11 protein-coding genes are annotated in these 13,066 nt (G+C 67.2%); 3 read left to right on the top strand and 8 right to left on the bottom strand.

The genetic code is table 11. The annotated features are described in order from the left end of the window. Window positions 1-9 precede the first annotated feature (9 nt). The 4 genes from BLV57_RS24200 to BLV57_RS24185 form a co-directional block, all read right to left on the bottom strand. Window positions 10-1,197 carry a phosphotransferase gene (locus BLV57_RS24200; RefSeq protein ID WP_091292380.1) on the bottom strand — a complete coding sequence of 396 codons (1,188 nt, stop codon included), beginning with the start codon at window positions 1,195-1,197 and terminating at the stop codon, window positions 10-12. A gap of 79 nt (window positions 1,198-1,276) precedes the next feature. After that, entirely contained in the window at window positions 1,277-2,218 is a 942-nt protein-coding gene (locus BLV57_RS24195; protein ID WP_176968786.1) for a DUF389 domain-containing protein, read from the bottom strand. Beyond that, window positions 2,218-3,990, bottom strand: coding sequence for an aspartate--tRNA ligase (aspS, locus tag BLV57_RS24190; RefSeq protein ID WP_091292379.1), 1,773 nt, complete (start codon window positions 3,988-3,990; stop codon window positions 2,218-2,220). Before aspS ends, BLV57_RS24195 begins: the two co-directional genes overlap by 1 nt. 104 nt (window positions 3,991-4,094) lie before the next feature. Next, on the bottom strand, window positions 4,095-6,041 hold the full coding sequence (locus BLV57_RS24185) for an intein-containing Rv2578c family radical SAM protein (protein ID WP_218134870.1): 1,947 nt from the start codon (window positions 6,039-6,041) through the stop codon (window positions 4,095-4,097). Between the two features lie 350 nt (window positions 6,042-6,391). Here BLV57_RS24185 and BLV57_RS24180 point away from each other — a divergent pair, with 350 nt between their 5' ends. Next, window positions 6,392-6,730 carry a DUF190 domain-containing protein gene (locus tag BLV57_RS24180; protein WP_091292376.1) on the top strand — a complete coding sequence of 113 codons (339 nt, stop codon included), beginning with the start codon at window positions 6,392-6,394 and terminating at the stop codon, window positions 6,728-6,730. 21 nt (window positions 6,731-6,751) lie between these two features. Here the strand turns inward: BLV57_RS24180 and BLV57_RS24175 are convergent, their stop codons facing one another. After that, complete coding sequence (locus BLV57_RS24175) at window positions 6,752-7,207, bottom strand: winged helix-turn-helix transcriptional regulator (RefSeq protein ID WP_143047138.1); 456 nt, start codon at window positions 7,205-7,207, stop codon at window positions 6,752-6,754. A 106-nt stretch (window positions 7,208-7,313) separates the two neighbouring features. On the opposite strand from BLV57_RS24175, the gene BLV57_RS24170 reads away from it, so the two are divergent. Together BLV57_RS24170 and BLV57_RS24165 are read left to right on the top strand one after the other, a co-directional pair. Next, the gene (locus BLV57_RS24170) at window positions 7,314-8,189 is read left to right on the top strand and encodes a ketopantoate reductase family protein (protein WP_176968785.1); all 876 of its coding nucleotides are present in this window, start codon (window positions 7,314-7,316) and stop codon (window positions 8,187-8,189) included. Window positions 8,190-8,234: 45 nt separating this feature from the next. Then, complete coding sequence (locus BLV57_RS24165; RefSeq protein ID WP_091292371.1) at window positions 8,235-9,173, top strand: hypothetical protein; 939 nt, start codon at window positions 8,235-8,237, stop codon at window positions 9,171-9,173. On the opposite strand, the gene BLV57_RS24160 is transcribed toward BLV57_RS24165, so the two are convergent. Genes BLV57_RS24160 through BLV57_RS24150 form a run of 3 tightly spaced genes read right to left on the bottom strand, consistent with a single transcriptional unit; the run spans window position 9,170 to window position 13,063 of the window. Next, window positions 9,170-9,952, bottom strand: a complete 783-nt coding sequence (locus tag BLV57_RS24160) for a class I SAM-dependent methyltransferase (protein WP_245757493.1) — start codon at window positions 9,950-9,952, stop codon at window positions 9,170-9,172. The genes BLV57_RS24165 and BLV57_RS24160 overlap by 4 nt on opposite strands. Window positions 9,953-10,004: 52 nt before the next feature. Further along, window positions 10,005-10,958, bottom strand: coding sequence for an LLM class F420-dependent oxidoreductase (locus BLV57_RS24155; RefSeq protein WP_091292369.1), 954 nt, complete (start codon window positions 10,956-10,958; stop codon window positions 10,005-10,007). After that, window positions 10,955-13,063 carry a S9 family peptidase gene (locus tag BLV57_RS24150; RefSeq protein WP_425426030.1) on the bottom strand — a complete coding sequence of 703 codons (2,109 nt, stop codon included), beginning with the start codon at window positions 13,061-13,063 and terminating at the stop codon, window positions 10,955-10,957. Before BLV57_RS24150 ends, BLV57_RS24155 begins: the two co-directional genes overlap by 4 nt. Window positions 13,064-13,066: the final 3 nt, after the last annotated feature.

Genomic DNA, 13,066 nt, shown 5'->3' with positions numbered 1-13,066 from the left:
AGTTTTATCTCAGCGGAACGCCGGATAGAGCGCGAGGTCGAGACCAGGGCCGTAGCGGTCGTCCAAGGCCGCCGAAACTGCGTTCGAATGCTCGGCCACGTCGTCCAACTTTGCACGGGTCGCGTGCTTGGCTAGCTCGCGCCACCAGGTGACGAGGGCTGCCTGCGTGCTCGTCTGGCCGGCACCACGACCTGGCTTCAACCGCGGGAGCATCTCCCACGTGACAGTCCAGACGAGCAGCAGTTGGCTGTCCATGAGGTAGTCCGCGAGCACATAATCATCAGCCAGCGCCGGCCACACTCCTGCGACTTCAGCGCGCCATGCGGCGATCATCGCTTCACTCATGCCAGCCGGAAGCGCCAGCGCGTTGCGACTGGAGGCGAACGGCAACCTCAGGTAGGCGGCGTCGACCAACGCGTTGCGGACACGGCCACGCTCGAAGTCGAGGAACCGCACACCTGAGCTGGTAACGAGGTTGTTGTCCGGAGCGAGGTCGATGGGGCTGAACGCCCGATACGACGCAGAGCGGGCATTCTCAGCCGAACTCTCCGCACGCTGTCGGACCGAGTCCGGGGTGGGCACACCGAGGATTTCTTCCAGCATCGCCGGCACCTGCGCACAGGCGACCACGGGGGTGGTGTCTTCACCCTTCACCGGACCACCCAGCCGACGCAACAGCGCGTTGAAATCTGCTTCGCGGCTGGCAGTGGACGCATGCAACCTGCCGAGTGAGCGTGCCCAGGAGATCAGCGCCCGCTCAGCCGCACGGGCCTCGGCGGACCACAGCTTGTCACGGAGAGTGGGCGCGCGGCCGAGGTCGTCGAGCACGAGGACACGGTGCCTGGCGTCGTGGGCGAGCAGCTCGGGGCACATCCGTTCATCGGGCGCAAGGGCGGTGAACAGCTGGTAGCTGACTGCCTCCTGCGCGAACGGATCCGACTCGCCCGGCGTGGGTGGCAACGGATAGTGCTTGATCACCAAGGTTTTGGGGAGCGAGAACGGCGAGGAGGCGACTCGTGCGCGCACGACGGTCGCCGGGCCGGTTCCGGCCAGGTCTTCTGGATCGACCAAGGTGATCGCGCTGCCGAAGCGGCGGGCGAGTACCGATTCACCGGCCGCGACCGCTGCCTCCACGGCAAACGCTTCGGCTCCAGCTCCGACGGTTGAGTCGTCGGCGGAGGAGGTGTCGACTGTCATTGCCACCGACCCTACTAGTGAGCGAGTAACCATGACCACTTGCATCCCGAAAACTGTGTTCGAGAAGGCGGGCTCGAGTTCACTCGCGTGACAGCGGACGTTCGGTGCCCCCTGCACGTTGCCCTCTTCTTCGTAACATCAGCACAACGGCCGCGGCGATCACGATGCCGATCAAGTTGACCACCAACTGCCCGAACGAGTAGAGGCACCGTTCCCAATCCTGCAGCACGGCGGCGACGACCGCATAGCCAGCGGCCGGAACTGTGGTCACAGATATGAAAACTCCGACCAAAGCGGCAGATTTCGCCGAGGTCATCGAAAGCATCCCAGCGGCGCCGGCGAGCAGCGCGATGATCAACGAGAACTTCCCTACGTCGTAGACGAAGTCCACCTGGTGGTTCGCCAGCAGCGTCGCCCGGCTGAACAGGCCAGTGGCCTCGCCGAGCAGCGTTGCACCCAGTGTCACCGCCATGGCCAGCGGGAACCCGATCGCCAGCGCCACGGACGCCTGGCGCACCAGATCCCATCGGCGAAGCACTAGCCCGACCGCGATCGCCGCGAGAGGCCCGAATTCAGGGCCCACGACCATCGCGCCGACGATCGTCACCGCGGAGTTGGTCACGATGCCGACCGCCGCCAGCAGGCAGGCGATGGTGAGGAACGCTTGGAACGTCACGTTGAGCCGCGACTCCTCGCCGGTACGAGCGATGAGCTCTTGCCACACAACGGCGTCGGCGCCGTCACCCGGCGCGGCTTCCTCTGCCCGATCCGCGGCATCGGAAAGCGCGGTGTCGATCGCCTCGAGCGTGATGCCACCCGAGGTGTCGAGCTGCAAAGTGCACAGTGCACCAACGATTTCGTCGGCCGCCTCACGAGCTACGTCGACTTCCACGAGGTCACCCTCGGGCAGCACGGCGACGCCGCGATGCACGATGAGATGGGCTGTCCCGGGGTGTGCCCGCAGGACTTCGACCGCCTTGTCGGTCTTGTCCGGCGGGCACACGGCCCTGAGGTGGAGCACTACTGCTTCGGAGCCGGGGGCTTCGCGTCGATACCGGCGTCCTTGCGCTGCTCAGGCGTGATCGGAGCGGGCGCGGCGGTCAGCGGGTCGTAGCCGCCGCCGGTCTTCGGGAAGGCGATGACGTCGCGGATCGAGTCCGAACCGGACAGCAACATGGTGATGCGGTCCCAGCCGAAGGCGATGCCGCCATGCGGGGGCGGGCCGAACTGGAAGGCATCGAGCAGGAATCCGAACTTCTCCTGCGCCTCCTCCTCGGTCAACCCCATGATCTCGAAGACCTGCTTCTGGAGCGCGGCCTGATGGATACGGATCGAACCGCCACCGATCTCGTTACCGTTGCAGACGATGTCGTAGGCGTAGGCCAACGCGCTGCCGGGGTCTTCGGCGAGCTTCTCGATCCATTCGGGGGTCGGCGACGTGAACGCGTGGTGCAACGCGGTCCACTTCCCGCTGCCGACGGCCACGTCGTCGCCGATCTCCTCGACCGGCGCGAACAGCGGAAAGTCGACGACCCACACGAACGACCAGGCGTTCTCGTCGATCAGGTCCAGACGCTTGCCGATCTCGTCGCGCACGGCACCGAGGAGCGGCTGCGTGCTCGAGGCCTTGCCCGCGCCGAAGAAGATGCAGTCGCCGGGCCTCGCGCCGGCGGCCTGCGCGACGTTCTGGCGCTCCTCTTCCGAGAGATTCTTGGCGACCGGGCCGCCGAGCGTGCCGTCCTCGTTGACCAGGATGTAGGCGAGCCCCTTCGCGCCGCGCTGCTTCGCGAACTCCTGCCATGCGTCCAGCGTGCGGCGGGGCTGGCTTGCGCCACCCGCCATGACGACGGCGCCGACGTACGGCGCCTGAAAGACGCGGAACGGAGTGTCGGCGAAGAACTCGGTCATCTCGGTGAGCTCGAGGTCGAAGCGCAGGTCCGGTTTGTCGGACCCGTACTTCGCCATCGCCTCGGCGTAGCTGATCCGCCGGAACGGACGGGGGATCTCGACATCGATCAGCTTCCACAGCTCGGTGACGATGTCCTCGCCCAGCGCGATGATGTCGTCCTGCTCGACGAAGCTCATCTCGATGTCGAGCTGGGTGAACTCGGGCTGCCGGTCGGCGCGGAAGTCTTCGTCGCGGTAGCAGCGGGCGATCTGGTAGTACCGCTCCAGTCCGCCGACCATCAAGAGCTGCTTGAACAGCTGCGGCGACTGCGGCAGCGCGTACCACGAGCCGGGCTTGAGGCGTGCCGGAACCAGGAAGTCGCGGGCGCCTTCGGGGGTGGACCGGGTCATGGTCGGGGTCTCGACCTCGACGAACTCCTGGGCGTGCAGCACCTCGCGTGCGACACGGTTGACCTCGCTGCGCAGGCGCATCGCCTTGGCCGGGCCGCTGCGGCGCAGGTCGAGATACCGGTGCTTGAGCCGAACCTCTTCGCCGACGTCGACACGCTCGTCGATCGGGAAGGGCAGCACGGCGGCTTCCGACAGCACTTCGAGCTCGGTGACCAGCACTTCGATCGCACCGGTCGGGATCTCGGTGTTCTCGTTGCCGCCCGGCCGCTGGGCGACCTCGCCGACGATCCGGACGCAGTACTCCGAACGCAGCTGGTGGGCGCGCTCGGCCATCTCACCCTCGCGGAACACTACCTGGGCGACACCGGAAGCGTCCCTCAGATCGATGAAGATGACACCACCGTGATCGCGCCGCCGGGCCACCCATCCGGTGAGGGTGACGGTCTGACCGGCATGCTCGGCACGCAGGGTGCCGGCTTTGTGGGTGCGAAGCACTGCGGGTGCTCTCCTTCTCCAGTGGTCGAGTGGGCGCGTCAGCTGCGATTTCGCCGACGAACAAGGCTAACGAATCACCCACGGGGTACCGCCACCAGGTTTCTCTACAGCAAGGTCAACTGCTCGCCCGCGGCGGACGCGGCCGCCGCGCCCGGGTCCCGCGGTGCCGGGATCGCGCCGTCTGGCCAGCTCGCACTCTCGTCACCAGGCACGCCACGTGACCGCCTCCGAGACGACGGCTCCAGACCGTGACGCCTGATCAATGGCTCGATCCGCTTGGACAACCATCCCCGATACGCCTGGCTGACGTAGCTCCCCCGCGCGTAGAGCGTCCGGTACCGCGAAACGAGCTCGGGGTGTTCGGCCGCCAGCCATCGCGCGAACCACTCTCGGGCTCCGGGACGCAGATGCAGCGGCAGAACGGTCACTCCCGAAGCTCCCGCGTCGGCCACAGCGGCAAGCAGGGCGTCGAGCGCCTCCTCTGAATCGGTCAGCCCTGGCAGGATTGGCGCCAGGAACACGCCACAGGGCAACCCCGCACCCCTCGCCTTGCGCACGAGTTCGAGCCTGGCCTGCGGGCTAGGCGTGCCGGGCTCGAGTCGCCGTTGAAGCCGCGGGTCCAGTAGCGCGATCGAGACACCAAGCCCCACGGGGACGTCCCGCGCGACCGACTCCAGCAAGGGCAGATCGCGGGCGAGCACCGTGCCTTTCGTCAGGATCGAGAACGGCGTGCCCGTTTCGGCGAGCGTGGTGATGATCCGCGGCATCAGCTGGTAGCGGCCTTCAGCGCGCTGGTACGGGTCTGTGTTCGTACCCATGGCGACGTGTTCGCCCGCCCAGCCGGGTCTCCGCAGCTGCGCCGCGAGGACCTCGGGTGCGTTGACCTTGACCACGACCTGGGTGTCGAAGTCCTTCCCCGCGTCTAAATCGAGGTACTTGTGCGTGTTCCTGGCGAAACAGTTGTGGGTGACCATGCCGTTGGCGATGAAGTCACCGGTGCCGGTGGTGATGTCGAACAGCGGCATGTCCAGCCCGAGCGGCTCGATCGACCGGACTCGCAGAAATTCGCCCCCCATGGCCAGTGGCTCCAATGCTCGTTTGCGAGCGACCGCGGGGTCGACCGTGTGCAGAAATCGGAGCTGCTCGGCCAAACCCCCCGACAATCGGACCACGAGCACGCTGCGGTCGCGTTCGTGCTTCTTCACGGTGTAGGTGAAACCGAAGCGCGCCAAGGCATCGCAGACGGTGTCCACAACCTGTGGCACCTCGTGGACGATGCGCAGGACGTCCAGCTCCCACCCTCCCGCGGCATCGTATACACCGGCTAGAAAGCCTTGCTGCCAAACGAGTTCCGGACTTGGCAGCAATCTCGCGAAATCTGTTCCGGTGGTGAACGCGGGCAGGTAACTCAACGCACGGTCCGACGCGTCGCGCTCGCGGCCGTACTTGTCCGGCCGGAGCATTCCGCACAGATACCCCGCGCGATAGTCCACTGTGTCCTGCGGAGCCGCGGCGAACGAGCCCGTGCCGACGAGTTCGATTCCAGGTACGAGATGTGGTCGTTCGGCGGTGCCCCAGCCGCTGGTGCCGATGACGTGCTTCCAGCCGCTCGCGCTGAGGAATCGGTGGTCGCCGCTGGCGACGAGTTCTGTGCCGTCCTCCAGAGCGACGCGGTACGCCGGCTTGACCGTGGACCAGTGCGCGAGCACCTGCGTTCGCCGGAATCGCCGGTCCGCGCCAGTGCCTTCGGTGCCGTAGATCTCGTCGCCGACCCTGAGTTCCGCGAGCACACGGGTGCGCCCGTCCGCCATCAGAATCCGGGTGTCACCGGCCAAGCAGTAGGTGCAGGCGTGCGAGCAGCCACGATAAGGATTGACCGTCCATTTGAACGGCATCGGTGAGCCGCCCGGCACCTTGTTCAGCACGGATTTGGCGTGTACCTCGTGAAACGTGACCCCATCGAACTCCGGTGAACGCACGGAACGCACCAGGCCGTCGAGCCCGAGCAGCGCCTGTTCCCCCGCCCCCGCTTTCTGTTGTTCCCATCGCACGCCGCCAGTCGAACACATGTTCTATATGCTGTCAATGTCCGCAGCTCAGCGCCACCAACAGGGCTTCGCATCCCGATCACCGCGCGTCGAACGGCCGCTGGCCTTCATCACACGCGCAGGAAGGCGGCAGCCCACGCACGACAGCAGGGCCCTCTGGTCGCATACGAAGACTCAGGTCAACACGCCGGCCCAAGGCGACACGCCTCCCCGTTCGACGGCTCCCAGGACCCCGGAAAGCATTCGTAAGTTCACAGGCGAGACACTCGGCGCCACGGGTCGCGCGTACACCGTTCCCCATGGGACCGTCGATGCTCGCGGCGTCCCGTCGGGACGCGGTCAGGAGGACGATCATGGCGCTGTCCGGACGTGCGCTACGCCTTACGGTGTACGTCGGCGAGGACGACCTCTGGCGTCACAAACCTCTTCACCACGAGGTGGTGCGCCGGGCGCGAGACGCAGGACTGGCAGGCGCGTCGGTATTCAAGGGCATCGAGGGCTACGGCGCGAACTCGTTGATCCACACGAGCAACATCCTGTCACTGTCGGACGACCTACCTGTCGCCATCGTGATCGTCGACGCCGAAGCGCCGATCCGCGCCTTCCTGCCGCAGCTTGACGAACTCGTCGACGAAGGGCTGGTGACCTTGGACGAAGTCGAGGTCGTCCACTATCGCGGCCGAGCGAAGTAAGCCGCGATTGGATCGCCGCGGCTAGGCGTGCGGCATCTTGGCGAGCTTGATCGGGGGCGCCGCCTGAGTCGCCACGTAGCGAAACTGATCCGGCGTGACGGCCGTCCCGGTGCGCCGGTCGACCAGCACCGGCTCCGCTTCCAAACCTGTGACCGTGTCCTGCAGGCGGACAGCGCCGTCCCTTTGGGTGATGTGACGCCGTCCCCAGGCGGCGATCGACTCGATTACAGCCTGAAGATCCTTGCCACGGTCGGTGAGCAGGTACTCGTCACGCGGTGGGCGATCTTGGTAGCGGTGACGGGCCAGCAGGCCCGCATCGCAGAGTGCGTTCAACCGGCGCGTCAGCGAGTTCGGCGAGATGCCCAGGCTTTGCTGGAATTCGTCGAAACGGGTCAAACCGTGCAGCGCGTCGCGAATGATCAGCAGGCTCCACCACTCGCCTACCTCGTCCAATGTGAGCGCGATCGGACAGTTCATGCCCTCGAAGCTTTTGTGCCGCACGTCCGGCCCACCTCCGTGTCTTCCATCATGGAAGCTACCGTACTAGGGTTACTTCCATACTGGAACCAACCTGGGAGGGCTCGTGGCGGCGATCGGCGTAGTGGGACCTGGCGGAGTCGGCGGCTTGCTGGCGGCACGATTCGGGGCGGCCGGACATGCGGTGACCGTGATCTCCACCGAACGCACGGCGGCGGAGCTGACCGCGCGCGGGTTGAGGTTCCAGGGACCGGACGCCGCGCCGATCTCGAGCTTCCCGACCGCTCAACCATGGTTGACCACCGCTCTGGACGTGCTGTTCGTCGCGGTCAAGGCCACTGACCTGCTGCCCGCCCTGCAACGGGTGCCCGCATCGGTGCTCGGTACGGCGACCGTTGTCCCGCTGCTGAACGGTGTCGACCACCTGTCACTTCTACGCGCGGCCTACCCGTCGGCGGCGGTGATCGGCGCCAGCATCGCGGTCGAAGCGACTCGGCACCGGCCGGGTGTCATCGAGCAGCTTTCGCCGTTCGCCGACCTGGTGCTCGCGGACGGGACCTCGGCGGGCGTCGAGGTCGCCGAGCTGGCACGAGCAGCGGGCCTCGCGGTCTCGACTCACCCAGACGACACGACCGTGCTGTGGAGCAAGCTCGCGTTCCTCGCCCCGCTCGCACTGCTGACGACCGGGGCGGACGCGCCGATCGGCCAGGCGCGGGACAGCCACGAATCCTGGTTGCGACCGCTGGTGGACGAAGCCGCCTCGGCCGCCGGAGTCCATTCGGTACAGGTGGACGCCGACGCGATAACCGCGAGGCTGACGTCGTTGCCGGGCGGGATGCAGTCGTCGATGCTCAAGGACTTCCAGGCGGGCCGGACGTTGGAACTCGACGCGATCGCCGGGCCGATCGTCCGGACACTCGGTGCGGCCAAGGCGGCCACAACGATCGAGGTGATGCAGGTGATCCTCTCCGCCGGACGCTGAGAAAGTCGTTCGCGGCCGGCCCGGATCAAGGGAACAATCGGGTGGGTGACCAGGGACGCCGGACCGCTGGATCGGGTCGTGAACGAGGTCGGGCAAGAAACGCTCGACCTCCTTGTCGGCCTGCCCGGAGCGGATCTGACCACTTTGCTGCTCGAGGTCATGCGAATCCGTGCCGGAAAACGGTCGGCGACCGGCGTACTGCGCCAGTATCGGGAAGACCGCTTCACCGCGCCCGCTGTCGTTCCGGCGGACAGGTTGCGAACGACCGAGGATGCCGTCGTTTCCACGTTGCCGACGGGATTCGAACTGCTCACCTTGGCTCCGGTCGCTCCACTCGGCACTCATTCAGCGCTGGCCACCGTCGACCAGAACAAAGTGGTTTCGACCGCTCGGGGAAGCGAGGTGGCCGCCGACCCGACTAACGCGTTGGCGCTGGAAGCGGCAACACGACGGCGGCTTTTGACACAAAACGACCCGAAATCAGCGAGCGTCGTGCGGTTGGCCGCGTCGCAACGGGTCGTTCGCGCACAGAAATCGACCGGGCGGGCCACTTTCGCGCACTTCGCGTTGCTCGGCGCGGTGTCCGCCGGACGCGACACCGGAAACTTGGCTTTTGAGCGACACCACGTCGTCGAACACATCCGTTTCGTCGCGAACGCGATCAAAAACGCCGTCGGCGGCCACGTGGAAATCGGCCTCACCTCGCTCGCACCCGAGTTCGATTCCGTCGCCGTCGCGGTACACGACGCCTTCGCGAGCCGGCGTGATGTCGAAATAGTCGACGATCCACACCGCAGCACCGGCCGCGGTTACTACCTCGGACTCTGCTTCAAGGTTTACAGCGTGCTCGGGGACGGCCGGGTCGAAGTCGGCGACGGCGGTTTTGTCGACTGGACGCGCGCCCTGCTCGGCAACCGGAAGGAACGGTTGCTGATCAGCGGCCTCGGTATCGAACGCCTTGCGACGTTGGTCCCCGCTCTCTAAGGATTCGCGACGCCGCGCACCGACCAGGCTCTGGCAGTAAGCGGGATGGATCCGTCCGGTTTGGCCGGCAGACGGCTACGGAGCAGGTCGCGAAGCGCGGCACGATGGTCGTCGGGCAACGACATGACATAGCCGGGCGCGGGTCCTTGGCCGCCGAGGAACGGCCGCCAGTAGTCGTCGAAATCGGCGAAAACGGTGGGTATCTCGATGGGATGGACCGACACGTCGGCCAGACCAGCGGCCGTCCAGAGCCGGGCGAGTGGCTCCGGACGGCACCACGGGAAGCGATGCTTTTCGTCCAATTCGTCGACAGCGGGGTCAAGAGAGAGCGCCGCGTCCCAGAAATGGCTGAGTATGCCCATGCCGCCGGGGTAGTCCCATACATACGCCGCCACCATGGGCGCGACTCGCGCGAACTCGGCTACGGCTCGGCTTGGATCGAGGACGAAATTCAGCGCGAGCCCGCTCACCACGGCGTCGAAGGCGTGGTCGGCAAATGGCAGCGAACCGGCGTCGCCGACGACGAACGCCGATCGGGCGTCCACGATCCGGCCGCGAGCGAGGGACAGAAAACCCGCGGACGGATCCATACCGACCAATCGCGCAGGATCGGCGACCGAAAGCACGGCCGCGGACAACGCGCCGGTGCCGCAGCCGACGTCCAGCCACCGCGAGCGCGCCGGCATGCCGAGTCCCCGGACGAACCGCTCCGCGACCGGTGTGCTCCAGCGGCCCATGTAGGCCTCATACGCATCACCCGCGGCCCAGATTTCACGCATGAAGAGACGATACGACCGGTCGGCGGGCTCCGGCCGGAGCCCGCCGACCGGATCAGGCCTTCGGCGCCAGGCCGCGGACCTGCTCGAACGGGTCGTCACCGGTCGGGAGCAACGCGATGATCGGCGTGGTCAGGCCGTTGTCGGCGTAGGCCTGGACCTTCTCCCGGCACTCTTCGACGCTGCCGTGCACGATCAGGTCGTCGACCACCTCGTCCGGGATGACCTGGTTGGCCTTTTGCCGGTCACCGGCCGCCCACGCCTCGTGCATCGGCGCGAGAGCCTCGCCTCGGCCGAGCCACTCGTGGAAGGCCGCGTACACGGGAACCGTCAGATAGCTGCTGATCAGCATCCGTCCGAGCCCGCGCGCGGCGGCGGCGTCCGTCGTCGGGCAGACGAAAATGCGGGCGGCGAGCTCGACGTCGGGGCCGATCTCCGCACGGATCCGGGGCACGTCGGCCGGCGCGAGCCAGTTGGTGATCGCGCCGTCGGCCTCCTTCGCGGCGAGCCGCAGCATGCCCGGCCGAAGCGCGGCGAGCATGATCGACGGCGGCGGATCCGACGGGCGCTCCAAGCGGAACTTGTTGACCGCGAAGGTTTCGTAGGTCTCGCTGACCTTTTCGCCCGCCAGCGCCGCGCGCAGGAAACGCAAAGTGTCACGCGAGCGCGCGAACGGCGCTTCGAACTCCGCAGCGTTCCAGTTCTTGACGATCACCGGCGACGAAGCGCCGATGCCGAGCACGAAACGACCAGGCGCCAGCTCCGCGATGGTCGCGGCGCTCATCGCGAGCAGGCCGGGCCCTCGCGTGTACACGGGCACGATGGCCGTGCCGAGCCGCAGCTGCGGCGCCCACTGCGAGGCCAGCGCGAGCGGGGTGAACGCGTCCACCCCGGCGGTTTCCGCCGACCAGGCGTCGGTGTAGCCCAGATCCGGCAGCTGCTCGACCAGCTCGCGGTGCGCGGCCAGCGGCACCCCGGTCAACGGGATGGTGATACCCCAACGCTTCACGCGACGTCCTCCTTGACAGCGGCGAGTTCCCGCTTGATCCACTCGACCTGGGTGCGCATCAGGTTCTCGGCGACCTCTTCCGCCTGCGGCGACATATGCGTCGCGCCGGCGAGCGGCAGGAACACGTGCTGCCGCCCCTTCGCCAGCAACGCCGACGACAGCCTGAGCGCGTGCGCGACGAACACGTTGTCGTCGGCCAATCCGTGCACGATCAGCAGCGCTCGCGTCAAATCGTCCGCGATCAGCGAATTCCGCTCGTAGACGTCGGGGTTGTCCTGCGGAGTGCCGAGATACCGCTCCGTGTAGTGCGTGTCGTACAAAGCCCAGTCGGTGACCGGCGCTCCGGCGACGCCCGCGTGGAAGACATCCGGCCTGCGCAGTACCGCGAGCGCCGACAGATAGCCGCCGTACGACCAGCCGCGGATCGCCACCCGGCCCAGATCGAGCGCGGGCTCGATCTCGGCCGCCGCGTGCAGGGCGTCGACCTGGTCGGCCAGGGTGATCGATGCGAACTCGCCCGCAACCTCCTTTTCCCAGGCCGGGCCCCGGCCCGGTGTGCCGCGGCCGTCGGCGACCAGGACGGCGAAGCCCTGATCGGCCAGCCACTGCGAGGTCAAGAACGCGTTGCGGCTCTGCAGGACCCGCTGCGCGTGCGGGCCGCCGTACGGGTCGAGCAGAACGGGCAGCTTGCCGTCCTCCTCGCGATAGCCCGTCGGCATCAGCAACGCGGCACGCAGGCCACGCTCACCGAGCGCGAGCCACCTCAGGTTGGGCACGATGCCGGGGTCGACCGTGGCGGAGGTGATCTTCGCGACCGGTTCGCCGTCCGCCAAAACGCTGACGTCCGGGCCGCTGTGCTCGAGACTCCAGCTCGCGATCACCGCCAGTTCGGCCGAACCGGCGCCGACGTGCACACCGTCTGTTGTCGACAAACGGCGCACTTTGCCGTTTTCGGTGCGATAGACGTGAATCTGTGTCGAGTCTTCGTCCGAAGCGCTGAACAGCACCTCGGCGCCGACCTGCAGGACGGACCGGACCTGCAGCGCCGGCTCGGTGACCGGCTCGCCGTCGATGAACAGGCGATGACTGCCGTCCACCGCGCTCTCCCGCACCAGCCGGCCGTCTTTGGTCCACGCGGGCACACCGGGGGTGATCTCGACCCAGTCCGGGTCGGTTTCGGTGTGCAACGTTGTCACGGATCCGTCCGCGGGATCCGCCGCCAGGATCTCCAGCGTGCGCTGGTCCCTCGACTGCACGGTGACCAAAGGCTTTCCGCCCGCCGACCAATGCACGGCGACGAGGTACTCCCACTCGGCCGGCGCCAAGTCGACGCGGCCGCCGTCCAAGCCCAGGAAAGACAGCGAGACATCCACGTTGGCGGCTCCGGCGGCCGGATACGCGACAACGTTGGCAGGTGCCTGCGGATTGGCGGGGTCCGCGATCGTCCAGCGCGGCACGGCACTGCGGTCGGAGCGCTCGACGAGCAGGCTTTGTCCGTCCGGCGACCACCAGTAGCCACGAGCTCGGCCGAGCTCTTCGGCGGCGATGAACTCGGCGAGGCCCCAGGCGATCTCGTCTCCTTCTTCGTCGACCAAGAGACGATCTTCGCCGGTTGTGAGGTCGATCACCCGAAGCCGCCGATCGCGGACGTAGGCGATGTGCGTGCCCGTCGGATTGGGCCGAGGATCGACGACGGAGCTGTCTACGAGGACCTTCACCTCACCGGACGCGAGGTCGAGTGTGTACAGCTTTCCGGACAAAGTGAACGCCGCGACGCTGAACGCGTCGTCGACCGCGTAACCCACGACACCGCCACCGGACTCACGGCTGCGTTCGCGCCTGGCGCGCTCCTCCGGCGGCAGGTTTTCTTCGCCTGGCAGCAGCTCGGCCGCGTCGACCAGCTTGGATTCGGCGCCGGAGGCCAGGTCGAGCGACCACAGGCTGTTGCGCGGATCGACCCCGGACTCGGCACGCAGGAACAGCACACGCGAACCGTCCGGGGCGACCTTGAACTCCTTGGGCGCGCCGAGCGTGAACCTCTGGGTGCGAGCCTGTTTGCGGAGGAACGGAAGAGCCTCGAGGGCTGAGTCGGTCACGCCGCGCACTCT

The sequence above is a fragment of the Amycolatopsis xylanica genome, from assembly GCF_900107045.1.
In the GTDB taxonomy this organism is placed as follows: domain Bacteria; phylum Actinomycetota; class Actinomycetes; order Mycobacteriales; family Pseudonocardiaceae; genus Amycolatopsis; species Amycolatopsis xylanica.
The sequence above is the reverse complement of the archived record's forward strand: the minus strand, read 5'-3'. Positions and strand labels throughout refer to the sequence as shown.

What these genes read in the sequence shown, in the direction of transcription:
- BLV57_RS24180 (WP_091292376.1), top strand. Translation starts at nt 6,392, where the DNA reads ATGGCGCTGTCCGGACGTGCGCTACGCCTTACGGTGTACGTCGGCGAG.
- BLV57_RS24200 (WP_091292380.1), bottom strand. Translation starts at nt 1,197, where the DNA reads ATGACAGTCGACACCTCCTCCGCCGACGACTCAACCGTCGGAGCTGGA.
- BLV57_RS24160 (WP_245757493.1), bottom strand. Translation starts at nt 9,952, where the DNA reads ATGCGTGAAATCTGGGCCGCGGGTGATGCGTATGAGGCCTACATGGGC.
- BLV57_RS24175 (WP_143047138.1), bottom strand. Translation starts at nt 7,207, where the DNA reads ATGAACTGTCCGATCGCGCTCACATTGGACGAGGTAGGCGAGTGGTGG.